Annotated in this window: 22 protein-coding genes; 2 read left to right on the top strand and 20 right to left on the bottom strand. The window is 68.0% G+C overall.

Annotation, left to right across the window (positions count from 1 at the left end; genetic code table 11):
- Positions 1-170: 170 nt before the first annotated feature.
- The 18 genes from H5V43_RS16465 to hutI all read right to left on the bottom strand — a co-directional run bounded on the left by H5V43_RS16465 (position 171) and on the right by hutI (position 18,236).
- Entirely contained in the window at positions 171-704 is a 534-nt protein-coding gene (locus H5V43_RS16465) for a hemerythrin domain-containing protein (RefSeq protein ID WP_025551554.1), read from the bottom strand.
- A gap of 116 nt (positions 705-820) precedes the next feature.
- Complete coding sequence (locus H5V43_RS16470; protein ID WP_025551556.1) at positions 821-1,246, bottom strand: TadE/TadG family type IV pilus assembly protein; 426 nt, start codon at positions 1,244-1,246, stop codon at positions 821-823.
- A gap of 5 nt (positions 1,247-1,251) precedes the next feature.
- Complete coding sequence (locus H5V43_RS16475) at positions 1,252-1,434, bottom strand: Flp family type IVb pilin (protein WP_025551558.1); 183 nt, start codon at positions 1,432-1,434, stop codon at positions 1,252-1,254.
- Between the two features lie 73 nt (positions 1,435-1,507).
- Positions 1,508-3,304, bottom strand: a complete 1,797-nt coding sequence (locus H5V43_RS16480; RefSeq protein WP_025551560.1) for a TadG family pilus assembly protein — start codon at positions 3,302-3,304, stop codon at positions 1,508-1,510.
- Positions 3,301-3,504, bottom strand: a complete 204-nt coding sequence (locus H5V43_RS16485; protein ID WP_103001658.1) for a hypothetical protein — start codon at positions 3,502-3,504, stop codon at positions 3,301-3,303. The genes H5V43_RS16480 and H5V43_RS16485 overlap by 4 nt, the downstream gene beginning before the upstream one ends.
- 1 nt (position 3,505) lies before the next feature.
- Entirely contained in the window at positions 3,506-4,108 is a 603-nt protein-coding gene (locus tag H5V43_RS16490) for a tetratricopeptide repeat protein (RefSeq protein WP_025551562.1), read from the bottom strand.
- 8 nt (positions 4,109-4,116) lie between these two features.
- Entirely contained in the window at positions 4,117-4,980 is an 864-nt protein-coding gene (locus tag H5V43_RS16495) for a type II secretion system F family protein (RefSeq protein ID WP_025551563.1), read from the bottom strand.
- Positions 4,980-5,873: a type II secretion system F family protein gene (locus H5V43_RS16500; protein ID WP_025551564.1), complete on the bottom strand. Its 894-nt coding sequence runs from the start codon at positions 5,871-5,873 to the stop codon at positions 4,980-4,982. The genes H5V43_RS16495 and H5V43_RS16500 overlap by 1 nt, the downstream gene beginning before the upstream one ends.
- Positions 5,867-7,195: a TadA family conjugal transfer-associated ATPase gene (locus H5V43_RS16505; protein ID WP_025551566.1), complete on the bottom strand. Its 1,329-nt coding sequence runs from the start codon at positions 7,193-7,195 to the stop codon at positions 5,867-5,869. The genes H5V43_RS16500 and H5V43_RS16505 overlap by 7 nt, the downstream gene beginning before the upstream one ends.
- Complete coding sequence (locus H5V43_RS16510; RefSeq protein ID WP_025551568.1) at positions 7,192-8,343, bottom strand: CpaE/TadZ family protein; 1,152 nt, start codon at positions 8,341-8,343, stop codon at positions 7,192-7,194. Before H5V43_RS16510 ends, H5V43_RS16505 begins: the two co-directional genes overlap by 4 nt.
- 2 nt (positions 8,344-8,345) lie before the next feature.
- Positions 8,346-9,467 (bottom strand): type II and III secretion system protein family protein, encoded by a 1,122-nt coding sequence (locus H5V43_RS16515; RefSeq protein ID WP_044662947.1) that lies wholly within the window; start codon positions 9,465-9,467, stop codon positions 8,346-8,348.
- A 218-nt stretch (positions 9,468-9,685) separates the two neighbouring features.
- Positions 9,686-10,597 carry a Flp pilus assembly protein CpaB gene (gene cpaB / locus H5V43_RS16520; RefSeq protein WP_065847675.1) on the bottom strand — a complete coding sequence of 304 codons (912 nt, stop codon included), beginning with the start codon at positions 10,595-10,597 and terminating at the stop codon, positions 9,686-9,688.
- 312 nt (positions 10,598-10,909) lie between these two features.
- The gene (hppD, locus tag H5V43_RS16525; RefSeq protein WP_025551574.1) at positions 10,910-11,950 is read right to left on the bottom strand and encodes a 4-hydroxyphenylpyruvate dioxygenase; all 1,041 of its coding nucleotides are present in this window, start codon (positions 11,948-11,950) and stop codon (positions 10,910-10,912) included.
- 67 nt (positions 11,951-12,017) lie between these two features.
- Positions 12,018-12,881, bottom strand: a complete 864-nt coding sequence (gene phhA / locus H5V43_RS16530; RefSeq protein ID WP_025551576.1) for a phenylalanine 4-monooxygenase — start codon at positions 12,879-12,881, stop codon at positions 12,018-12,020.
- A 107-nt stretch (positions 12,882-12,988) separates the two neighbouring features.
- On the bottom strand, positions 12,989-14,656 hold the full coding sequence (gene hutU / locus H5V43_RS16535) for a urocanate hydratase (RefSeq protein ID WP_065847677.1): 1,668 nt from the start codon (positions 14,654-14,656) through the stop codon (positions 12,989-12,991).
- 87 nt (positions 14,657-14,743) lie between these two features.
- A complete protein-coding gene (gene hutG / locus H5V43_RS16540) occupies positions 14,744-15,535 on the bottom strand; it encodes an N-formylglutamate deformylase (protein WP_025552217.1) in 792 nt (263 codons plus the stop codon).
- Positions 15,532-17,052 (bottom strand): histidine ammonia-lyase, encoded by a 1,521-nt coding sequence (hutH, locus tag H5V43_RS16545; RefSeq protein ID WP_193666841.1) that lies wholly within the window; start codon positions 17,050-17,052, stop codon positions 15,532-15,534. The genes hutG and hutH overlap by 4 nt, the downstream gene beginning before the upstream one ends.
- On the bottom strand, positions 17,049-18,236 hold the full coding sequence (gene hutI, locus H5V43_RS16550) for an imidazolonepropionase (RefSeq protein WP_170825658.1): 1,188 nt from the start codon (positions 18,234-18,236) through the stop codon (positions 17,049-17,051). Before hutI ends, hutH begins: the two co-directional genes overlap by 4 nt.
- Positions 18,237-18,537: 301 nt before the next feature.
- On the opposite strand from hutI, the gene H5V43_RS16555 reads away from it, so the two are divergent.
- Both H5V43_RS16555 and hutC read left to right on the top strand, forming a co-directional pair.
- On the top strand, positions 18,538-19,866 hold the full coding sequence (locus H5V43_RS16555) for a formimidoylglutamate deiminase (protein WP_103000785.1): 1,329 nt from the start codon (positions 18,538-18,540) through the stop codon (positions 19,864-19,866).
- The gene (gene hutC / locus H5V43_RS16560; RefSeq protein ID WP_025548458.1) at positions 19,863-20,558 is read left to right on the top strand and encodes a histidine utilization repressor; all 696 of its coding nucleotides are present in this window, start codon (positions 19,863-19,865) and stop codon (positions 20,556-20,558) included. Before H5V43_RS16555 ends, hutC begins: the two co-directional genes overlap by 4 nt.
- Positions 20,559-20,598: 40 nt before the next feature.
- On the opposite strand, the gene H5V43_RS16565 is transcribed toward hutC, so the two are convergent.
- Both H5V43_RS16565 and H5V43_RS16570 read right to left on the bottom strand, forming a co-directional pair.
- Complete coding sequence (locus H5V43_RS16565; RefSeq protein ID WP_037482109.1) at positions 20,599-21,444, bottom strand: oxygenase MpaB family protein; 846 nt, start codon at positions 21,442-21,444, stop codon at positions 20,599-20,601.
- Between the two features lie 45 nt (positions 21,445-21,489).
- Positions 21,490-24,885 carry an acyl-[ACP]--phospholipid O-acyltransferase gene (locus H5V43_RS16570; protein ID WP_025548460.1) on the bottom strand — a complete coding sequence of 1,132 codons (3,396 nt, stop codon included), beginning with the start codon at positions 24,883-24,885 and terminating at the stop codon, positions 21,490-21,492.
- Positions 24,886-24,900: the final 15 nt, after the last annotated feature.

The raw sequence follows: 24,900 nt of genomic DNA on the forward strand, positions 1-24,900 counted from the left end.
AACGCCCTAGAGCCGATCGACATTCAGATGATGACGAGCCGAGCCGAAGGCCACCGAAGGTAAAATGGCGGTTTTCCGTGACCCGGCGCGCAGCCTACTCAAAGTAGGTGGGCACCGGAAGCACGGAAAAGCGTCATTTGCAGGCCGTCAGGGCTGAATGTCGATTGGCTCTAAAGCCCGCTGTCGTAACGCGCCATCTCCTCCCGATAGCGCGCGGTCATCCGTTCCTGATCCGCCGGGGGAATTTCCTCCTTCAGATGAAGGAAGCGGTCATTTTCCTCCTCATAGACATGATGGGCGACCGCGCCCCTGATATGCTCCAGCTTTTCGCTCCAATCCTCGCTCAGCGGATCGAGCGCTTCCAGCAGCGCAAGCTGGACCTTGGCGGCCTGCTGCTCCTCATAGGCCATCGCCATATGCGTCTTGTGACCGTGGGAAAGCTGCGGGTAGATGACCGCCTCCTCCGCGCTGGAATGGGCGGTCAGAAGCGCGGCGAGCTTCCTCTGGGCGCGCGTCCGGCTGGATGCGTCCATCGCCGCCTCCGCCTCGCTGAAGGCCATTTCGATCTGCTGGTGGTGCTGGAGGATCTGGTCGAGCCAGTCCCCCGCCATGGCCGCCGCCCGCGCCTTCTCCCGCGCGCGGGCGCGGTCCTCTTCCGATTCCGGCGGCGTGACGGCTGCGACGATCCTGTCGATGACGGACATGGGATGCTCCTCTGCTCATGGGCGTGACTCCCATGCAAGCGCCGCACCGCGCCCCCGGTTCCTGGACGGCGGGCCAAAGCGGAAGGCCGCTAACACAGGTTTAAGGGGCGTTCCCTTCAATAGCTCCCGTTGGTGACGACGATGCTGGCGCTCACCGTGGGGGAGGGCATGGGTATGAAGGCCGCATAACGCATCATCGGACTGCCGCTCATGTCATAGCTGACCCGCACCCGGAACGTGCCGGTCGCATCGGGCCCTGCCGTGACGACGGGCCCGCCCCCCGCCGCCAGCAGCGTGCCATAGCCGCCGATCACCGCCTGCGCCCGGCCCTGCGCCAGCGCCGTGCGTTCCGCCGTGGAAAGCCCCGCCACGGCGGCGCGGGCGCCCTCCACCGCGGCATGGCGCACGCCCATCAGCGCGGCGAAGTAGAAGGAATAGAGCACGACCGCGAAGACCAGCATCAGCAGCGCAGGCGCCAGCAGCGCGAATTCCAGCGCCGCCAGCCCCCGCTCGCATGTCCGCAGCCGCCGCGCCGCGCGCATCCCGATCAGCCCGGATTGACGCTGTTGAACATCGTCGTGAAGGCGGCGCCCAGCTGCGTGCGGAAATTGGCGCCGACCGCGACGATGGCGGCGACCACCACCGCGCCCAGCACGGCATATTCCACCGCCGTCAGGCCTTTCTCATCCCGCGCCAGCTTCGCGATCAGCGAACCCAGAAACTTGTTCATGCTTGTCCTCCAATCCCCTCCGCAAAGGACCGGCGGCGCATGGCGAGGGGGAACCGCGCGCCGCCATGAAAACTCACACCAGCACCGGCACCCCGCAGCGCGCGCCCGTCGCCCAGAGCGTCGCATGGCCAAGCTGGACGCCCAGCGCGGCGAGCAGATTGGTGACCAGCGGATCGATGGTGGTGCCGACCAGCCCGGCGACCGGATTGACCACCGCGCTCGACAATTGGGACCGGGCGAGCGCCCGGGTCGCGTCGCAGACGATCGGCAGGCATGATCCCAGCAACGTCACCTGCAACCCGTCCTGTCCGCCAAGGCTGCCCACCAGCGATGTCAGCAGCGGCCCGACCTGCGCCCCGTTGCCGATGCTGGCGGGCGTGCCGGGCGATCCGGGACGGCCTATGCGGCCCTGCCCGCCGGGGCCGAAGACGACGGCGCCGCTCGCGCCCATGACCGGCTGCGCCACCGCGCGGCTGTCCACCGCGACGACGCCCAGCACATTGACGATCTGGACCGGACGCACGTCGGCGGCGGACAGGGGCGGCATCGGCCGCGTCATGGCGCCGGCGGGCAAGGCGCCGATATAGGCGTTGACGAGGCCGCTGCCGGCCTGCACCGTCACCCGCGTGTCGCGCGCCTGTTCCGCCGTGTCGGGGCAATCGATGGCGCTGACCTGCCCCTGCGCCGCCGCAATGTCGATCGTGACCGGCAGGTTGACGACGATCAGCGGAACGCCCAGCAGGCTGACATTCCTGATCCCGACATCCAGTTGCAGCCGCAAGGCGGACGTGGAAACGCCGGTCTCCCCCGCCGGACCGAAGGAGAAGCGGGGCCGGTCCATCGGCCCGGTCGCCATCGCCGCCAGCAGGACGCTGCTGCCCGGCGCCACGGTGCCGACCGCGTCCGACAGGTCCACCGCGCCATTGCCCGCCTGCACCGCGTAGGAAAAGAGCTGATAGGCATTGATCCCGGCGCGCAGGGCCGGTTTCTCGTCCGCCCCGCCGACCGGCATGTTCTTCCACACGCCCAGGCCGAACAGGCCGTTGAGCGGCACGGCATATCCATTGCCGACCTGCCCGGCCAGCAGGTTCAGGGTCGCGGCGGTCGCGCTGTTGTCGGCCGCGCTGGCGGCGGCGGCGAGCAGGTCGCGAAGCGCCACCGTGCGCGCGGTGAGCGCGCCATAGCTGCCGCTCTCCCCGACCCGCTGCGCCAGCGCGTCGAAGAACAGGCCGGCATCGACATGGCTCGCCATCAACGCCTCGACATCGGCGGTGGAGAGGCGCAGCTTGATCCCCAGCAGCGCGCTCAGCAGGTCGTTGACGCTGTTCACCAGCGCATTGGTGACGGTCAGCACGCCGGAACTGATGCCGATCCCCGCCTCGTCGATACGCGCCGCCGTGGCGCTGGCCGACAGGTCGGGCAGGGGGTTGGCCGGACCCAGCACGCGCATCAGGAACTGGCGCGCCGGCTTCCCGGTGCGGATGCGCACGGCGTTGACCCGCCCATTGCCGGGACAAAGCGCCATGCTCGCGTCGAAGCGCTGCGCCGCGCCCAGCCCCGCATCGGCGCAATAGCGGCCCAGTTCGACCGATCGGAGAATGGCCGGATCATATCCGTTGCGGCTCAGGCTATCGCGCGCCCGCGCCGCCGCCTGCGCCGGATTCTGCGCGGCGGCCAGCGCAGCCGCATCGGTCGCCGCCCGCAGATTGCGCAGGCTCACATAATAAAGCCCCCCATCCAGCGCGAACCCCGCCGCCCCGATCAACACCGCCCCCAATGCCGCGATCAGCGGCGCGACGGCGGCGGATCGGTCGCCAGCCAGCCGCCGAAGCCATGCCCGACGAAACGCGATGCACAGCGCCCGGATCATCGCGCCCCGTCCACCGCCCGCTCGACCCGCCGGCCGATGGACTCCAGATAGCGCTGCCGAATGACCGCAGCCTCCTCCGCCGAAAGCCCCGCATCCTCGCGCACCGGGGCCTTCAGCTGCGCCTCCACCACCCGCCGCGCTTCGCCCGCCGGCGCCGGCGCCGGCGCGGGCGCAGCCGCCATCAGCAACAGCACCACCATCTCATCCTCCCTTGCCGATCCGCGCCGCTTCCGCCGCCAGTTTCTGCCGCAGCGCCCCGTCTCCCGCCCGGCGCAACCCGGCCTCCGCCTCGTCGCGCCGCCCGCCGATGATCAGCGCCAGCAGCAGGTTGTTGCGCACCACCGCCAGTTGCGGCCCCAGATCGCTCGCCCCGCGCAACGCCTCTATCGCCGCGCCGACCCGCCCGGCCCGCAACAGCGCATAGCCAAGCGCATTGCGCGGCAGCGGATCGGCCGGACTCGCCCGGCTCGCCCGCTCGTACCAGGCCGCCGCCTCGTCCCACCGCCCCCGCGCCGCCAGCAGATGCCCGCGCACCGCGCTGACCCCACCGCCCGCCGTCTCCGGCGGCAGGACCACCACTTCCGCCGCGTCGATCTGCCCGAGGTCGATCAGGCTGTTGACCCGCAGCAGCCGCGCCTCGGCATCGCCCGGATAGCGCCGCTCGAAATCGTCCAGATAGGCCAGCGCCGCCCGTGGCCGCCCGTCGGCCCGCGCCTGGTGGATGAGTTGCAGATACAGCCCTCGCGTGTCGGGCGCTTCCTCCGCTTCCCCCGGCGCGGCCGCCATCAGCATCGCCGCCAGCATCAACCGCCTCATTGCGACACCCCCCGCAAAGTATCGAAGATCGCCACCACTGGCGGCCCGCCCAGCACCACGAACAGGGCGGGCATGAAGAACAGGATCATCAGCACCACCATGCGCACGGTGATGCCGCCCATCGCCTCCCGCGCGCTGGCGACGCGGCGCTGGGTGAACTCCCGCACGAATTCGCGCAGGGCGGGGGCCAGCTCGACCCCCTGGAACAGCGCCTGGCGGAACAGCGCCGCCAGTTCCTTCGCCCCGTTCACCGCCACCCGCGCCGCCCAGCGGTCCAGCGCCTGCTCATAGCGCATGCCCCGGTCGAGATCGGCGACCAGCATCGCGATCAGCCGCGCATGGTGCGGCACCGCAATGGCCTCGTCCCGCGCAATGGCGCGGAAGCACTGGTCCAGCGAGATGCCGCTTTCCAGCATCATCAGCATCAGGTCCAGCAGGAAGGGAAATTCCGCCATGATCGCCCGCGCCCGCCGCGCCGCGAGCAGATGGATCGCCTGCTTCGCCCCGACATAGGTCAGGCCGGCGGCGATGACGATCAGCAGGGGCCGGGCAAGGAATCCGCCCCAGCCGATCCGCGAAACCAGCATCGCCGCCAGCCCCGCGCCGACCGTCGCCGCCATCCGCGCCCAGACGAACCGGTCCGCCGCCCGCGCATCCTGGAACCCCGCCAGCATCAGCCTGTCGGCAATCTCCGACCGGTCCCGCCCCCTGGCGGCGAAGGCCACGGGCAGGCGGAAGCCCGGCCGGTCGCCCGCCATGCCCAGCCGCGCCTCCAGCCGCCGGTCGGCCAGCAGCATCCGCACGCCCATCGCGGCGCAGGCGACGCCCAGCGCCGCGCAAAGGAGGAACAGCGCCCCCATCAGAAGGCCAGCCTCATCACCCGCCGCATCACCAGCATGCCCATGCCCTGCAAGACCAGCGCGATCGCCGCCAGCCGATGCCCGCGCGGATCGCGCAGGAAGAAACCGATATAATCGGGGTTCATCGCCACCAGCACGGCCATCGCCACCAGCGGCATGACGATCAGCACCCAGCCGCTGATCTTCGCTTCGGAAATGGCGGCCTTCAGCTCGCGCTTGATGCGGATGCGCTCGCGCAGGATGTTGGCCAGGTTCAGCAGCACCGCCGAAATCGACCCGCCATAGCGCATGTTCGTGCGGATCGCGGCGGCCAGCATCGATATTTCAGGAACGCGCAGCCGCTCCGCCAGCACCTGCATCGCATCGGCCACCGGCGCGCCCAGCTCCAGCCGCCTTGCGACCGGCGCGATATAGCTCCGCACCACGGCGGGCGCGTCGGCCAGCGCCCGGTCCAGCGCCTGCGCCAGCGAATTGCCGACCGCCTGCATCTGCCGCACCGCGTCGATATAATGGGGCAATGCCTCGATCAGCGCCTCCACGCGCCGCTGCGCCCGCCGCCGCACCCAGCCGACCAGCGCCATCGGCACGCCCGCCACCACCGCCAGCGCCGCCACCGGCCCCGCCGCCAGCAGGGCGAACAGCGCGATCAGCAGCAGCCCGCCGCCGACCATGCCCAGCGCCCGCGCCGTCACGTCGATCTGCGCCTGCGCCAGCAGCGGCGCCATCCGGTCCGGCGCCGCCAGCACCGCCGGGCGCGGCATCGCCGCGGTCGGGGCCAGTCCCAGCCGCCGGTCGATCGCCGCCCGCTGCCGCGCCTGCCGCGCCAGCAATGGCCAGCCGATCCCCATCAGGATCAGCAGCGACAATATCAGAAAGGCCGCCCCGCTCAGCACGGCCGCGCGCCCCGATAATCCCTCAGCCGCCCCGCGAAAAAGGGCCGCAACGACAAAGTGCGAAATTCCCCCGTCCCCGACAGCGCGGGCTGCTCCTGAAAGGCGAACAGTTCATTCAGCGAATAGGCGTCCCCCTCCAGCCCGGTGACTTCGCTCACCGACATCACCCGCCGGCTGCCGTTGGACAGCCGCTGCAACTGCACCACCACATGCACGCTGTTGGCGATGAAGCGCCGGATCGCCCGCACGTCACTCTGCACCCCGGCAAAGCCCAGCAGCATCTCCAGCCGCGCAAAGGCGTCCCTCGGACTATTGCCGTGCAGCGTCGCCATCGACCCGTCATGCCCGGTCGACATGGCCTGCAACATCTCCACGGCCTCGACGCCGCGCACCTCGCCCAGGATGATCCGGTCCGGCCGCATCCGCAGCGCATTGCGCACCAGTTCGCGGCTGCTCACCTCGCGGCTGCCGTCGACCGTCGGCGGCCGCGTCTCCAGCCGCACCACATGGCTCTGCCGCAACTGCAGTTCGGCGGCGTCCTCGATGGTGATCAGCCGCTCCCGGTCGCCGATGAAGGTCGACAGCATGTTGAGCAAAGTCGTCTTGCCCGCCCCCGTCCCGCCGCAGATCAATATGTTCAGCCGCGACCGCACCGCCGCGCTCAGATAAGCCGCCATGTCCGCGCTCATCATCTGCGCCGAAACGCAGTCCTCGATGGTCATGCTCTGCAACCGGAACTTGCGGATAGAGAGCGTCGGCCCATCCAGAGCCACCGGCGGAATGACGATATTCACCCGCGACCCGTCCGCCAGCCGCGCATCGACATAGGGACTGGCCTCATCCACCCGCCGCCCGATCGGCCCGACGATCCGCTGGATGATGTTCATCAGATGCGCGTCGTCGCGAAACCGCGTCTCGACCTTCTCCAGCAACCCGCCCCGCTCGGCATAGATATGCCCCGGCCCGTTGACGATGATGTCGTCCACCCCTGGATCGCGCAGCAGCGGCGCCAGCGGGCCCATGCCCGCCACCTCATCCTCGACATCCTCGATCAGCAGCAGCCGCTCCGCGCTGTTCAGCGCCATCTGCCCACGGCGGCTGCGGCTGGCGACGACCTGCTCTATCTCCTCGCGCAGCGCCCTCGGCCCCAGCGTCTCCGCCGTATCGCCCCGCGCCTCCAGCTGCTCGATCAACTGGGCGCAGGTCTGCGCCTTGGCGATCTGATAGATGTCGCTCATCCGCTGCGCCGCCGGCTGCGCGACAGGCGCCATCCGCACCTCCCGCGCCGGAATGAAGCCCTCTTCGCCGGTCAGCAGGCTCATGACGCACGCTGGACGACGCGCAGCATCGCCCCCCGCAACCGGTCGATCCCGCCGGGCTTCGGCGCGACCCCGCAAACCCGCCGGATCGCCGCCATATAGGCCCCGCCATCCGCCTCCATCGCCATCGGCCGCCCGGCGTTCAGCGCATTGCGCATCCGCGCCCGGTCGATGGGCAGCGCCAGCGCCGCGCCGACCCCCAGCGCATCCGCCATCCGCCGCCCATCCAGCAGCAAACCGGGCAGATGGTCCCACACCAGCAGCCGCATCGCCTCTATCCGCTCGCGCTCCGTCCCGATCCTGTCCAGCAGGCGGCGGCACGCCTCGATCTCGCAAATGGTCTGGCCGCAGAGCAGTTCGACCCGATCCGCCTCCGCCACCACCTCGCGCAGCAGCCCGCCATGGCGCAGGCTCCCCGCATTCAACACCACATGCCCGCAACAGCCCAGCAGCCGCCGGATCAGCGCCGCCAGGTCGCCCGGGCCCAGTCCTGCCGGTTCGGCGCCGGTCCCGCCGTCGAAGGTCAGCAGCATCAACCCGCTCGGCCCATGCCGCGCCACCGTGCTGGCCAGCAGGCTGGCGTCCAGCCGGTCCATGTCGCTGATCGCGGACGCCAGCCCATAATCGACGCCCAGGTCCAGATAGGTCGCCGCCGCGCTCGTCGGCAGGGTGCAGTCGATCAGCAGCGTCGATCCCCGCGCCGCCGTGGCGACGGCCATGTCCGTCGCCACCATCGCGCAGGCGTCGCGATCCGCTCCCAGCAGCAGCGTCAGCCGTCCCCGGCTGCCCCGGTCCGCCGCCGCCTCGTTCAACAGCCGCGCCAATATGGGGGCGATCTCCCCGCGCTCCCCGTCGCGCGGAACGACGTCGTGCACGCCGGCGCGAATGGCGCGCAGCAGCGGCCCCGCCTCCATCTCATCCGTCGCCAGCAGCACGGGCCGCCCGCCCGCGCCCGCCACCACGGCGCCGATCGCGACCGACAGGGCGCGCTCGGGCGGAATGGCGGCGCGGTCGATGACGATCAGCGCCGGCCCGTCCAGCGCCTCGCTCTCGACCGATTGCGCCAGCTCGACCGTGGCGCGGCCGCCCGCCGCTTCCTCGATGCGCTGCGCCAGCATCCGGTCGACCGACAGCAGAAGGATCTTCGCCATGCTCACCGCCGCACCACGCCGAAGGGCGCGCTGGACTGGTCCAGCCCGTCCGTGCCCAAAATCATGTCGCCTATCCCCGGATCGATGCCCGCCGTCGCCGCGCCGGGCAGGGGCGGCACCTCCTCCGGCTTCACCGGCCCCACCAGCCGGGGCGTGGCGACGATGATCAGCTCCTGCTTCTCCTTCTGGTTCTGCTGCCGCTTGAAGAAGGCGCCCAGCACCGGAATATCGCCCAGAAGGGGCGTCTTCTCCTTCGTCACCGTCTGGCTGGAATAGCTGAGGCCTGCGATGACGAAGCTCTGCCCGCTGCCCAGTTCGACCGTCGTCTCCGCCGACCGCCGCCGCAGCCCCGGCACGACATAGCCCTGCAACTGCACGCCATTATTATAATCGAGTTCGCTGACCTCCGGCGCGATCTTCAGCACGATATGCTCCTTCGACAACACGAAGGGCGTCACCGACAACCGCACCCCGAATTCCTTATACTGGATGGACAGCGTATTGCCGGACCCCGAAACCTGCGGCACCGGCACCGGAAACTCGCCCCCGGCCAGGAAACTCGCCTGCTCGCCGGACCGCACCAGCAGGGTCGGCTGCGCCAGCAGCTGCGACAGGCCGTTGGAGGACAGCGCGCTCAACACCGCCCCGATCCCCCGATTGGGGGCGGAGAGGAACAGGTTGAACGCATTCTGGATCGGCGCGCTCGCCTCCAGCGACAGCCCATCGGGATTGAAGGATGCGCTCCCCAGACTGCTGGGCGAAACGATCGCCCCCTGAATATCGCCGGAAAGCCTGGAGAAATTGAACCCCAGCGCCTTCAGCGTCGTGGCGGACACGGCGGCGAACTGCACATCCACCGCCACCACCTGCTCGCCCGCCCGGACCACCGGCGCGCTCGCCGCCGCATCGGCCCCCACGCGCACCGGCTCTCGCGCGATCAACCCGCCATCGCCGCCATAGACGCTGACGGTCGCCTCTCCCTCGCCGATCGCCGTCAGCCGCAGCGACCGGGCCGAAGGCGCGGCGACGGCCAGCACCCCCTCCCGATCCACCTCGACCCGCCCGATGGCGCGGGGGTAGGACAGGACATGCTGCTCCTTCACCCGCAACGCCGTCTGCGCCATCGCCCCCAAGGGCAAGGCCAGCGCGATCAACCCGGCGACCGGCCATAGAGCAGCGCGCCGCCCATAAACACCGTCATCCCAGCGTAAGCTGGGATCTCGTGAGGCCAGACCGCGCCCTATCGCCGGAGATCCCGGCTTCCGCCGGGATGACTGAAAACAAGACCAATCCGCGTCCCTGAACCGGATCGAAAGGCTCAACCCAAAATGCCCGGAATTCCTCAACGCCCGCCACTCCCCGAATAGATGGTCTCGCGCCGGTCGCCCACGACCAGTTCGATGGCATGCGCCGCCGGGCGGACCACGGCACGCGGCGCAGGCACCGCCACCACCCTAGGCGCGACCGGCGCGACCCCCGGCTCCAACCCGGCCGAAGCCGCGACGGCCACCGCCACCTGCGCGCTATCCGCCGGATTGCGCAGCGACAGCGTCAGCGCGCCCGTGCTTTTCGCCAGCGACAGCGTCGACACCTGCTCCGGCGTCAAGGCCAGCGTCACCGTCCGCGCAGGCGGGGGAGGGGCGGCCAGCGCCCCCTCCACGCCGTCATTGGCTCCGGACGCCTGCTGCGTCCCCACCACCACTTCACCGACGGCCAGAACCTGCACCATCTGCAACAGCGTCTGCGCCCGGCTGCGTCCGGCTCCCCGCGCCCCGCTGATGGCGTCCGCCCCCGGATAGACGACCTGCACATCCACCCGGTCGCCCGGCCGGACCAGCCCGGCCACGGCGATCTCCGCCGTCGTGTCGATGCTGATGGCGCGCATCCCCATGGGCACGCGAATGGCGAGCTTGCTTTCCATCCCCACCGCGTCGCGGGCGATGAGCGCCCCGGCCGGAATCTCCCGCGTGGCGACCTTCCCCACCACTTCGGCGGAGGTCGCGGCATAGGGAAAGCGCGCCGGATCGCCCGCCGCATTGCGGATCATGGCGGCGCTGATCGTCTCCCCGGTCCTGATCGCCCGCGCCGCCTGCACCAGCAGCGCGACCGGCGCGGCCACCCTCGCGGGCGCGTCCCGGCCCTCAACCGTCGCGGCGGAAGCGTTCCGCAATTCCCTGACGCCCAGCAGCAGAAAAGCCGAAGCGGCGGTCAGCCCGATGGCGATCGTCAGCCTGGCCCTCAAACCCAAACGCATCGCTTTCCCCCATGCGCATATTGCGTGAACGCAAAATGCTTCGACCGAGGGAATTCATAGGCTTTGGGCGATTGTCAGGGCATGAAAGAAGCAACCGGAACGGTGCAAAGTCATGGAGTGCGGACAGGTCGCGAAAAGCACGCTTTGCATATGGTGCCGCCGGGATTTTGCGTCCGCCTGCTACGCAAAAGCAGCCGCGATTGATCCGAACCGGTTCCGATTGCCCCACAATCCCCCGTGCTCCTGCCCTGGCTTACGCCCCCCTTCGGGCCGCAGGAGCACAAAGCAAATCAAACCGGGGAGTTCGCCCCCTCAGGCATCGACCGAAATCACTCCGCGCCGTATCTGATCCAGCTCGATGCTCTCGAACAGGGCCTGGAAATTTCCGTTCCCGAAACCCTCATTCCCCTTGCGCTGGATGATCTCGAAGAAGATCGGCCCAAACATATTCTCGGTGAAGATCTGGAGCAAAATCCCTTCGCCATTCTCCACCGACCCGTCGATCAATATCCGGTTCTTCCGTAACCGCTCCAAATCCTCGCCATGCCCCGGCACCCGCTTGTCGACCAGCTCATAATAAGTCTCGATCGTATCCTGCAACCTGACGCCCCGCGCCCGCAACTTCTCCACCGTATCGTAGATATTGTCGGTGGTCAGCGCCAGATGCTGAATTCCCTCGCCATGATATTGGCGGATGAACTCCTCGATCTGGCTCTTGTCGTCCTGACTTTCATTCAGCGGAATGCGAATGGCCTTGTCCGGCGCGATCATCGCCTGACTGAACAGCCCGGTCGCCTGCCCCTTGATGTCGAAATATTTCTGCTCCTCGAACCCGAACAGCGTGCGGTAGAACTGGCTCCACACCCGCATCTGCCCGCGCCGCACATTATGCGTCAAATGGTCGAGCAGATCGAGACCGACATTGTTCGCCGCCTCGGCCTCCCGCCACCCGGCAAACTCCGCCCAGCCCGCATACGGGTCTTCCCCATCCTTGATGAAATAGAGATAGGAGCCGCCAATCCCCTGGATCACGGTATCGTCCTCATCGGTCGGCTTCGCGCCATGCTCCAGCGCCCATTGCATCGCCGCCTCCGGATCGGCCACGCGAAAGGCCATGGCGCTCGCGGACGGCCCATGCTCGCCCCGGAAAGCCGCCACCCGCCCGGCATCGTCGCGGTTCAGCATCAGGTTGATGCGCCCCTGCCTGTAGCGGGTGATATTCTTGGTCGGATGCCGATGGCTCGCGACGAAGCCCAGTTGTTCGAACTGCCGCCCCATGGCTTCGGGATCGGGCGAGGTGAATTCCACGAATTCGAAGCCGTTCAGGCCCAGCGGATTGATGATGTCAGCCATGAAGGCAATCCTCTCGATTATGGAAAAGGCGCGATGCCCGCAGCGAAAACAGGATCGGTCTCCCGCGTCAGCATGCCATCTTCGCCCGCGCATGGTCCTGCGTGCCGCGATGATAGACCCGGTCCTCCGCCAGCACCGCATCGGGCGCCAGATCGCTCGCCCCTTCCAGCGCGCGATAGATCGGCCCAAAGTCGACGTCCGAAGTCCTGCGCAAAAGATCCTCGAAACTGTCGATGACGAAATAGCTCTGCTGATAGTCGTCGATCCGGTATTCGGTCCGCATCAACCGCTCCAGATCGAATCCGATCCGGTTGGGCGAAGCATCGTCCAGCGCGAACACCGACTCGCCAAAGGATGAAACGATCCCCGCGCCATAAAGCCGCAGGTCGTCGCCCCGCCGCATCAGCCCGAACTCCACCGTGTACCAGTAAAGCCGCGCGAGATGATCGATCGCCCCCATATGGTCGGCCCGCAACCCGCCTTCGCCATAGGCCTGCATGTAATCGGCAAAGGCCGGATGGGTCAGCAAGGGCACATGGCCGAACACGTCATGAAAAATGTCCGGCTCCTGCAGATAGTCGATCTGCTCCGGCTTGCGGATGAACCGCCCCGCCACGAAGCGCCGATTGGCGAGATGCTCGAAGAACACCCGATCCGGCACCAGCCCCGGCACCGCCACCACCTGCCAGCCGGTCCGCTTCATCAACCGCTCGGACAATTCGGCAAAGTCGGGAATCCCCGGCTTCGTCATCCGCAAAATATCCAGCCCATCCAGAAATTCCGGCACCACCCGCCCGGGCAGCATCGCCGCCTGCCGTTCGAACAGCCGGTCCCACATCGCATGCTCGTCGGGCGTATAGGCCGCCCAGTCCTGCGGAACCGTCCAGTCCGCAGCCGCGCCTTCGGGAAGTGTCAGTTCCGCATGTGCCATAGGAAAGCCTTATCGCACGCCAGACGGGAAAAGGGGTTTCAATTCCGCGCCCATTCCCCGTTTTCCTGAAACAGGATCATCACATCACCCAAAAATCTGAAACAGTGTCATCCCAATATTCCCGGCAGGTCCAACCCCTTCTCCCGCGCGCAAGTCCGGGCAATCTCATAGCCCGCATCCGCATGCCGCATCACGCCGGTCGCCGGATCGTTCCACAACACCCGTTCCAATCGCCTGGCCGCCGCCTCGGTTCCATCCGCAACGACCACCATGCCCGCATGCTGCGAATAGCCCATGCCGACCCCGCCGCCATGATGCAGCGAAACCCATGTCGCCCCCGAAGCCACATTCAACATCGCATTCAACAAAGGCCAGTCGCTCACCGCATCCGACCCGTCCATCATCGCCTCCGTCTCCCGATTGGGCGAGGCGACCGACCCCGAATCCAGATGATCCCGCCCAATCACCACCGGCGCCTTCAATTTTCCCTTCGCCACCATCTCGTTAAAGGCCAACCCCAACCGATGCCGGTCCCCCAGTCCCACCCAGCAAATCCGCGCCGGCAGTCCCTGAAAGCGAATCCGCTCCCGCGCCATGTCCAGCCACCGATGCAGATGCGCGTCATCGGGCAGCAACTCCTTCACCCTGGCGTCGGTCCGGACAATATCCTCCGGATCGCCCGACAGCGCGGCCCAGCGAAACGGCCCAACTCCCCGGCAGAACAGGGGCCGGATATAGGCCGGCACGAACCCCGGAAAATCGAAGGCGTTTTCGACCCCCTCATCCTTCGCCATCTGCCGGATATTATTGCCATAATCGGTCGTCGGCACCCCCGCCGCCTGAAAGTCGAGCATCGCCCGCACATGCACCGCCATGCTCGCCTTCGCCGCCCTAGCCACCGCCTCAGGCTCCCGCTCCCGCCGCTCGATCCACTCCGCCACGGTCCACCCGATGGGCAGATAGCCGTTCACCGGATCATGCGCGCTGGTCTGGTCGGTCAGCAGATCGGGCCGCACCCCCCGCCGGAACAGTTCCGGCAAGACCTCCGCCGCATTGCCCAGCAACCCCACCGAAACCGGCTTCTTCTCCCGGCAACTCTCCCCGATGATCGCCAAGGCCTCGTCAATCGAGGAAGCCGCCACATCCAGATATCCCGTCCGCAACCGCATCTCGATCCGGCTCGGCTGACACTCCACCGCGAGGCAGGAAGCCCCCGCCATCACCGCCGCCAGAGGCTGCGCGCCCCCCATTCCACCCAGCCCGGCGGTCAGCAGCCACTTGCCCGAAAGATCGCCCTGATAATGCTGCCGCCCCATCTCGACGAAAGTCTCATAGGTGCCCTGCACGATCCCCTGCGTGCCGATATAGATCCACGACCCCGCCGTCATCTGCCCGTACATGGCGAGGCCACGCCTATCGAGTTCGTTGAAATGCGCCCAATTCGCCCAATGCGGCACCAGATTGGAATTGGCGATCAGCACCCGCGGCGCATCCGCATGCGTCCGGAACACCCCCACCGGCTTCCCCGACTGCACCAGCAGCGTCTGGTCCTCCTCCAGCCGCGTCAGCGTCTCGACGATCCGGTCATAACTCTCCCAATCCCGCGCGGGCCGCCCGATCCCGCCATAGACGACCAACTCCTCCGGCCGCTCCGCCACATCGGGATGCAGATTGTTCATCAGCATCCGCAAAGGCGCCTCGGTCAACCAACTCTTCGCCCGCAGAACGGTGCCAATATCCGCCCGAACAACACGCCCATTATCGATCCGAGTCATCGAACATCCTTCCATATTCCCTCTCCCACCGGGAGAGGGAGGGAGCCGCGCAAAGCGCGGCGGAAGGGTGAGGGTGAGACGTCACCTTCACCCACCCCCTTCCGCAAACCGCAAACATCCCCCCAAAACCTCCCGAAGCACCGCGATCGTCCCCGCCGCCCGCCCGGCATCGAAAACCGGCGGCCACCCCGCGCCTTCATCCAGATAGCCCCGCATCGCCAATTCCATCTGGATCGCATGAATGCCCCGCTCCGGCGCCCCATAATGCCGCGTCGTCCACCCCCCCTTGAAGCGCCCGTCCACCACATGGCTGCTCCCCACGCAAACAGCCCGCACCGCCTCGGCCAGTTCCGCCGAACAACTCACCCCATCGAAAGTCCCGATATTGAACAGCGGCAACTCCCCCTCGAACAGCCGGGGCACATGGCTGCGGATCGAATGCGCGTCATAGACCACCACCCGCCCATGCCGCGCCCGCAGCCGATCGATCTCCCCCGCCAGCGCCGCATGATAGGGATCGAACCACCGTTCCCGCCGCCGCGCGATCTCCGCCTCGTCCGGCTCATCCCCCGGATAAAGCGGCTCCCCATCGAAAGTCGTCGTCGGACATAATTCCGTCGTCGCCATCCCCGGATAAAGCGAAGCCCCCGAAGGATCGCGATTCACATCGATCACGCTGCGCGACACCCCGGTCCGCACCACGGTCGCGCCCAAATCCCCGGCAAAGCCGTAAAGCCGGTCCACCCACCAGTCCGCATCCCGCCGCGCCACTTCCGGCGAACGAAACGCGCCCTCCACATCGACCAGATCGGTCCCCGCATGCGGCAGGGCCACCACCAGCGGAGCCTCGCCCCGCTCGACCGTCAGCCAGTCCGTCACAGCACGCCCGGCAGGTCCAGCCCCGCCGCCTCCACGACCGCCCCGCCGCGCACGAGAAGATTGGCGACCTCCATATCGGCATGGAAATGCCGGTCCTCCTCCAGATGCGGCACTTGCCCGCGCAGCGTCGCCCGCACCCGCTCCAGCGCCTGCGAAGACCGCAAGGGCGCATGAAAATCGCACCCCTGCGCCCCCGCCAGAAGCTCGATCCCGATCACGGCTTCCGCATTCGCCACCATCTCCGCCAGCCGCCGCGCCCCATGCGCCGCCATCGACACATGATCCTCCTGATTGGCCGAAGTCGGAATGCTGTCCACGCTCGCCGGAAAGGCCCGCTGCTTGTTTTCGGACACCAGGGCCGCCGCCGTCACCTGTGGAATCATGAAGCCCGAATTCAACCCCGGCCGGGGCGTCAAAAAGGCGGGCAGTCCCGACAGGGCCGGGTCGACCAGCATCGCGATCCGCCGCTCGGCGATCGATCCGATCTCGCAGACCGCCATGGCGATCATGTCCGCCGCGAAAGCCACCGGCTCCGCATGGAAATTCCCGCCCGAAAGCGCCTCGTCCGTCTCGGCGAAGATCAGGGGATTGTCCGAAACCCCATTGGCCTCCGTCTCCAGCATCGCTCCGGCCGACCGCATCACGTCCAGCGCCGCGCCCATCACCTGCGGCTGGCAGCGCAGGCAGTATGGGTCCTGCACGCGGGGATCATGGTCCCGATGCGAAGCGCGAATGGCCGACCCCGCCATCAGCGCCGCCAGAGCCTCGCCCACAGCCATCTGCCCCGCATGCCGCCGCAGCCGGTGAATGCGCGGATCGAACGGCGCATCGGTCCCCTTGGCCGCCTCGGTCGAGAGCGCCCCCGTCACCAAAGCCGTCCGGAACAGGCGATCCGCCCCGAACAGTCCGGCAAGGGCGTTCGCGGTCGAAAACTGCGTCCCGTTGAGCAGCGCCAGCCCTTCTTTCGGCCCCAGTTCCACCGGCCCCAACCCGGCCCGCGCCAATGCTTCAAGGGCAGGCACCCGCTCGCCCGAAACCCAGATCTCCCCGACCCCGATCATCGCGGCGGTCATATGCGCCAGGGGAGCCAGATCCCCGCTGGCCCCCACCGACCCCTGCGCAGGCACCACAGGAATCAGGCCTCGCGCCACCATCGCCTCCAGCAAAGCCACCGTCCCCGGCCGAACGCCCGAAGCGCCCTGCGCCAGACTCGCCAGCTTCAACGCCATCATCAACCGCACCACCGGCACGGGGGAGGGCGCACCGGTCCCCGCCGCATGGCTCAGCACGATATTGCGCTGAAGCACCGCCAGATCATCGTCGCCAATCCTGACGCTCGCCAGCTTCCCGAAGCCGGTATTGATCCCGTAGACCGGCTCATGCCGCGCCAATATCCGCTCGACCGCCGCCGCCCCGGCCGCGATGCGGGGCGCGCAGGCCGGGTCCAGCGCCACCGCCGCGCCCTCGTAAATCGCCTGCCATTGCCCCAGCGAAACCGCGCCCGGAACCAGCTTCATATTCCTCTCCACACACGCGCATGGAGCGGGTTATACCCCATGCGATACACCAGTTCCGCCGGCCGCTCGATGTCCCAGACGGCAAGGTCGCACCGCTTGCCGACCTCCAATGTCCCGACCCGCTCCAGCATCCCCAGCGCGCGCGCCGCCTCCCGCGTCACCCCGGCCAGACATTCCTCGACCGTCAGCCGGAACAGGGTCGCCCCCATGTTCATCGCCAGCAGCAGCGACGTCAGCGGCGCGGTCCCCGGATTGCAGTCGGTCGCGACCGCCATGGGCACGCCCGCCCGCCGCAAGGCCTCGACCGGCGGCGCCTGCGTGTCGCGCATGAAGTAAAAGGCCCCCGGCAACAGCACCGCGACGGTCCCCGCCCGCGCCATGGCCGCCACCCCCGCCGCATCCAGATGCTCCAGATGATCGGCGGAAAGCGCCCCATGCCGCGCCGCCAGTTCCGCCCCCCGGCTGTTCGACAATTGCTCCGCATGCAATTTCACCGGCAGCCCCAGCCGCCCGGCCGCCTCGAACAGCCTTCCGATCTGCGCCGGGGAAAAGCCGATCCCCTCGCAAAACCCATCCACCGCGTCGGCCAGCGGCGCAATCTCCGGCAACATGCCGCAGACCAGATCGATATAGCCGTCCGCGTCGCCTGAAAATTCCGGCGGCAGGGCATGCGCGCCCAGAAAACTGGTCCTGATGGAAACGGCCCGCTCGCTCCCCAACCGCCGCGCCGCCCGCAGCATCTTGACCTCATTGTCGAGGTCCAGACCATAGCCCGACTTCACCTCGACGGTCGTAACGCCCTCGGCGATCAACGCATCCAACCGGGGCAGGGCGCTTTCGACCAGCGCCTCCTCGCTCGCCTCCCGCGTGGCCCGCATGGTGGAGATGATCCCACCCCCAGCCCGCGCTATGTCCTCATAGCGGGCCCCGGCCAGCCGCATCTCGAACTCCGCCGCCCGGTTGCCGCCATGCACCAGATGCGTATGGCAATCGATCAGCCCCGGCGTGATCCACCGCCCTTGGCAATCGATCGTCTCGACCGCATCCGGCGCGCCGTCCGCACTGCCGACATAGCTGATCAAGCCATCCCGCACCCCCACCGCGCCGTCTTCGACGACACCCACCCCATCCCGCAAAGTCGCAAGACGCGCATGGGTCCAGATTCTGTCGCAGGCAGGCCGCATCGTCATTTCCACTGGCGCCGACTCAATAATGTATATACATAAATGGAGCAGATCACCATTGTCCAGAGCGCGCAAGGATTCAGGTTGGAAACGGAAACAGGGTGGAAGGCGGACATTCCCCCTCCCGCAGGCGGGAGGGGGTTAGGGGGTGGGCTGGCGCGGCATCTGCGCTGTTTTGCAACGGCTAAGTCAGAAGCTCGCTACGCTCGCGCCCACCCTAACCCCTCCCGTTTACGGGAGGGGAATGTCTTGGATTAGCCATCTCCGGCCAATCCCATGTCTTTGGAGAGGGGAAATCGAAATGGCGCTCTGGTTCGAACAGGCTCTCCTCCCCGAAGGCTGGCGTCCTTCCGTCCGCATGATTCTGAAAGGCCGGTTCATTGACCGGATCGTTCATGGAATTCCCCCCGAACCCGGCGACGAACGCCACGGCCCCGCCTTCGCCGGCCTGCCCAATGTCCACAGCCACGCCTTCCAGCGCGCCATGGCCGGCCTCACCGAAAGAGCAGGGGAGGGTGGCGACAGCTTCTGGACCTGGCGCGAGGCGATGTACCGCTTCCTCGACCGCCTGAACCCCGAAGGCCTCCGCGCCATCGCCGCCCTGGCCTATGCCGAAATGCTCGAAAGCGGCTTCACCAGCGTCGGGGAATTCCACTATCTCCACCACGACCCCAGCGGCGCGCCCTACGCCAACCCCGCCGCCATGGCCGAAGCCATCGCGCAGGCAGCCGACGACACCGGCATCGCCCTCACCCTGCTCCCGGTCTTCTACGCCCACTCGAATTTCGGCGGCGTCCCCCCAACCGAAGGCCAACGCCGCTTCCTCCACACCCCCGACAGCTACGCCCGCCTGCTGGAAGCCCTGAAACCCCTGAACGCGACCCTGGGCGTCGCTCCTCACAGCCTGCGCGCCGTCACCCCGCAGGAACTCGCCGCCATCACTGCCCTGACACCGGACGGCCCCATCCACATCCACATCGCGGAACAGCGTGCGGAGGTCGAAGCCTGCCTCGCCTGGAGCAACCAGCGCCCGGTCGAATGGCTCATGAACCATGCGGAGGTCGATCAACGCTGGTGCCTGATCCACGCCACCCACATCGCCGACAGCGAACGGAACGCCATCGCGAAAAGCGCCGCCGGCGTCGGCCTCTGCCCCATCACCGAAGCCAATCTGGGCGACGGCCTCTTCCCCGCCCGCGCTTTCCTTGCCCAGGGCGGCCGCATCGGCATAGGCTCAGACTCAAATATCCGGATCGATGCCGCCGCCGAACTCTGCCTGCTCGAATATGGCCAGCGCCTGACCCACCAGGCCCGCAACCTTCTCACCGCCCCAGGCCAGTCAACCGGCGCCAGCCTCTACCATCATGCCCGGAAAGGCGCCCAGGCGCTCGGCCATCCCCCCGCCACCCTCACGCCGGGCGCCCGCGCCGACATCGTCACCCTCCGCCCCGGCCAGCCCACCACCGCCGCCCGCTCCGGCGACCGCCTGCTCGACAGCTGGATCTTCGCCCGCGCCCAGATCGATAGCGTCTGGTGCGCCGGCGTCAGGCGCGTTACCGCAGGCCTCCACCACGCCCGCCCCGCCATAGAGGCGCGCTACACCCAACTCCTCAAGGCCCTGCTCGATTGACCCCGCTCCACCGCCGCATCCGCCGCGACATCGAAAGCCGCATCATGTCGGGCGAATGGCGCCCCGGCCACCGCATCCCGACCGAAGCGGAATGGATGGACGCCTATGGCTGCTCCCGCATGACGGTGAACAAGGCGCTGCGCGCGCTCGTGCAGTCGGGCCTGCTCGAAAGCCGAAAGCGCGCGGGCACCTTCGTCGCCGCGCCCCGCTTCCACCGTGCCGCGCTGGAAATCCCGGACATCCGCGCCGAAGTGGAAGGGCAGGGCCTCAGCTACCGCCTCGACCTCATCCGTCGCGAGCGCCGCCGGGCAAGCGCGGAAGACAAGGCGCTGCTGCGCGTGCCAGACGGCGATCTGCTCGCTCTGGAATGCCGCCACTTCGTCCAGGATTTGCCCTATGCGACGGAAACCCGCCTCATCAACCTGCGCGCCGTTCCCGAAGCGGCCGAGGTGGATTTCAGCGCCGAACCTCCCGGCTCCTGGCTGCTCGCCCATGTTCCCTGGACGGAGGCGGAACATCGCATCACCGCCCTCAACGCCGGTCCGGAGACGGCGGACGCCCTCGACGTCCCGCAAAACGCCGCCTGCCTGGCGCTGGAACGCTGGACCTGGCGCGGCGGGGAACGCATCACCTACGCCCGCCTGCTCTACCCCGGCGAACGCTACGCCCTCGTTGCCCATTTCAACGCCTGAACCCCGCTTCCGTCATTCCAGCCCCCACGGGGGGCGGCGATCAATCTTCGCCGCGAAACGCCCAGCGCATCGTTCCCGCCAGCGCAAAGGCCCCCGCCCGGACCAGCGGCCGCGCCACGACCGGCATCGAAAAGCCATGCATCCGCCGCGCCCAACCCGGCAGCAGCGCCACCGCGGCCTGCATCATCATCGCCTGCGCCGGCATCAGCCCCAGCGAGGGCGCTGGCTGCCGCAGCACGATCCGCGCCACCTCCCGCGTCCGTTCCGTCGCTGCCAGCTCGCCGCGAAAACGCGCCATCAGCGCCACCGCCTCGGCCCGGCAGTCCGGCACCGGATCGGCCCCCAGGGCCCGCGCCACCAGCGCCGCCTCGGCAAAATAGCGGTCCTGCTCCGCCAGCGGCATGAACGGTTCGCCATAGGCCATCCACGCGTCGAGAAAGCTCGTCGCCTCGCAGACATACACCCAGGCCAGCAGCCGGGGATCGCCCGCCGCATAGGCCATCCCGTCCGCCAGCGTCCCACGCACATGCTCATGCACCTGTCGCACCCGCGCGATCGCTTCCTCCGCCTCGGCCCGTTCGGCATAGGTGGTGACGGCAATGAACCGCGCCGTCCGCCGCAACCGCCCCAGCATGTCGTCACGGAACCGGCTGTGGTCCCAAATCCCGGCAAGGGCGGCCGGATGCAGCATCTGGAGCAGCAATGCGCCGACCCCGCCGATCATCATGCCGGTGACGTCGCCATGCACCCGCCGGATCACCGACCCCGGCGGATAAAGCGCCCGGTCCGAAGCGACGACCGGCGCCTCTCCCCGGGCGCTGTCATGGAACACGCCCCGCACCTGGCGCACCAGCAACCGCCGCACCAGATGAGAAGGCCGTTCCACCAACACCCAATCCTTCCCATGCCTTCGGCGCAGGAAGGATCTGTCCTACCCGGCCGCCATCTGGGTCATGGACGCATAGTCGGTCTTCCCGGTTCCCAGCAGCGGCAGCGCATCCAGCACGCGGATGTCCCGGGGCAGGGCCAGCTCCGCCACCCCATGCGCTTTCCCCCAGGCCTGCAACGCGGCCGCCTTCGCATCCCGCGCGGTCGTGAACAGCACCAGTTGCTCCCCCTTGCGCGCATCGGGCCGCGTCACCACCGCATGGTCCGCATCCGGCCACACGGCAGAGGCATAGCCCTCCACGGCGGGCAGCGAGACCATCTCGCCGCCGATCTTCGCAAAGCGCTTCGCACGCCCCCGGATCGTCACGAAGCCCTGATCGTCGATGGTCACGATGTCGCCGGTATCGTGCCAGCCCCCTTCCGGCGGTTGCAGCACGCCCGGCGCATCGGCCTTCATATAGCCCGCCATGATGTTCGGCCCCCGGATCGAAAGCCGCCCGCCTTCCTCGATCCCCGGCACATCGTCCAGCCGCGCCTCTATCCCCGGCAACAGCCGCCCGACCGACCCGGCGCGGAAGTGCATCGGCGTGTTGACCGCGATCACCGGCCCCGCCTCGGTCGCGCCATAGCCCTCCAGGATGCGCAGCCCGAACTTCTCGGCATAGATTTTCCGCGTCTCGTCCCGTACCCGCTCCGCGCCCGCGAAGATGTAGCGCAGCGAGTAGAAGTCATAGCCATGCGCCATCCGCGCATAGCCCGAAAGGAAGGTGTCGGTCCCGAACAGGATGGTCGCATTGGCGTCATAGGCGAGCGCCGGCACGATCCGGTAATGCAGCGGGCTGGGATAGAGCAGCGTCTTCACCCCATGGAAGATCGGCAGCAACGTCCCGCCGGTCAGGCCGAAACTATGGAATACCGGCAGGGCGTTCAGCACCACGTCGGCCGAATTGAAGTCGATCCTCGCCGCCAATTGCCGGCAGTTGGACAGAAGGTTGCGATGCGTCAGCACCACGCCCTTGGGCAGCCCCTCCGACCCGCTGGTGAACAGGATCACCGCCGCATCGTCCGGCGAAACCTTGAGCCGCCCATGCGCGCGCGCGGCAAAGCGGCTGGCGATCAACCCGCGCAGCTTCGCCCCGGTTCCAATGCCTGCCGCCACATCCTCCAGCCAGAGGAAGGCGATCCCCTCCGCCTCCAGCCCCGCGACCACATCGCCGAGCTTGCCCTGCTCGACAAAGGCCCGCGCCGTCACCACCGTCCGAATGCCGGCCGCCGTGCACGCCGCCTTCAGGTTAGCCAGCCCGGCGGTGAAGTTCAGCATCGCTGGCACCCGCCCACCCGCCTGCAAGGCAAAGAAGGCCACCGCCACCCCGGCGACATTGGGCAGCAGCACGCCGACCGCCTCGCCCTGCCGCGTCGAACGCGCCATGACCCGCCCCAGCACCAGCGACCCCGTCACCAGCCGCCCATAGCTCAGCGGTTCGCGCTTCACATCCTCGACGATGGCCGACCCGCGCCCATGCACATGGCACGCCTCCAGCAGCGCCTCGAACAATGTCCTGTCCGTGTCGGATGTCGCGAACATCATCTGGCTCATCTCGTCATAGAGCCGCCGCCCCGCGATCGCGCGCCGTGCCCGCGCCGTCATCTCGCCCTCGATGGCGAAGCGGCGTGGCGGCAGGACGGTGAGCGTGATCCTGGGAAAGCGCCGCAGCCGGACCTTGCCCCTGAGCCGCGAGAAGGGCGTGAACTGCGCGCCGTCGATCCGGACCGGAATGATCGGCGCGTCGGCCTTGTCCGCGACCATGCCGGGGCCGTCGAACACCTTCATCAAAGCGCCGGTGACGGTGATCCGCCCCTCCGGAAAGATCACCAGCGTCCGCCCCTCGCGCACCGCCTTCACCATCGCCTTGGCCGACAGCGGATTGGTGGGATCGACCGGAAAGGCGTCGAACAGCGACAGGAACGGTTTTACCCACCACGCCCTGGCAATCCGCGTATGCACCGCGAAGGTGGGCTTCCCCGGCAGGAAGGCCGCCAGCAGCAGGCCGTCCAGGAAGGACACATGGTTGACCACGACGACCGCCGGTTCGCCCACGCCGGGCATATTCCCGGCGCCCAGCACCTCCACCCGATAGCAGAGCCGCAACATCCCGCGCACGATCGCCTTGATCACCGTCTCCGGCAGCAGCCAGCAACTGATCAGCGCCACCGCCAGCGTGGCGAAGCCCATCACCCCGATCACGCCGGGCACGCTCTCGCCCCGCGCCAGCATCGCCGTCACCGCCGTGACGACCGCCACCGTGACCGCCGCGTTGACGATGTTGTTGGCCGCAATGGTGCGCGACCGTTCCTCGCGCGGGCTGTGCGTCTGGAGGATCGCGTAGAGCGGCACGATGAACATGCCGCCTGAAAAGGCGATGCCGAACAGATCGACCATGATCCGCCAGCTTCCCGGCGACCCGACGAATTCGGCTATGCCAGCGCCCGAATGCATCGGCGCATAGGAACCGGTCGACAGCCACAGGTCGATCATGAACCCGGCCAGCGCCAGCGCGGATACCGGCACGAAGCGCGCTGAAACCTGCCCGCCCAGCAGCCGGTTGACCAGCATCGACCCCAGCGCCACGCTGACCGAGAAGATCAGCAGGAAGAAGGTCGCGACCTCCTGCTTCGCCTTCAGCACCCCGCTCACCAGCGGCGCGAACTCCGCCAGCAATACCGCGCCCACGGCGAAGAACCAGCTTATCCCCAGGATCGACAGCCACACGCCGCGCCCATGCCGCGCCGCCTTCAATATATGCCAGGTGCTCCTGAAGATGTTCCGCTCGATCCGAAGGCCCGGCACCACGGTCGGCGCGGCCGGCACCGCCAGGCTGGCCAGGAAGCCAAGCGTCGCCAGCCCCACCGCCACCAGTCCCGCTTCCCAGGGCGGGATCACCCCGGCCAGCAACTGCCCGCTCAATATCGCAAGGAAGGTGCCCGCCTCGATCAGGCCGGTGCCGCCCATGATCTCGTCGGCACGCAGATGCTGCGGCAGGATGGAAAATTTGACCGGCCCGAAGATGGTCGAATGCAGCCCCATCAGGAACAGGCAGGACAGCAGAACCGGCACCGATTCCAGCCAGAATCCGGTGACGGCGAGGGCCATGATGACGATCTCCGCCGCCTTCACCGCCCGCACCAGTTTCGCCTTGTCCCAGGCGTCGGCCAATTGCCCGGCCAGCGCGGAAAAGAGGAAATAGGGCAGGATGAACAGGCCCGTGGCGATGGTCGCCAGCATCTCCGCCTTGTCGGGCTCGGCCCGATAGAGGCTGAAATTGGCGAGGAACAGCAGCGCGAACTTCAACAGATTGTCGTTGAACGCGCCCAGGAACTGCACCACGAACAAGGGCGCAAAACGGCGTTTACCCAGCAAAGACAGATCAGGTGCGGACATTTTCTTACCCCCGTC

Origin of the sequence: Sphingobium fuliginis (genome assembly GCF_015074805.1) — a bacterium.
Taxonomy (GTDB): domain Bacteria; phylum Pseudomonadota; class Alphaproteobacteria; order Sphingomonadales; family Sphingomonadaceae; genus Sphingobium; species Sphingobium fuliginis.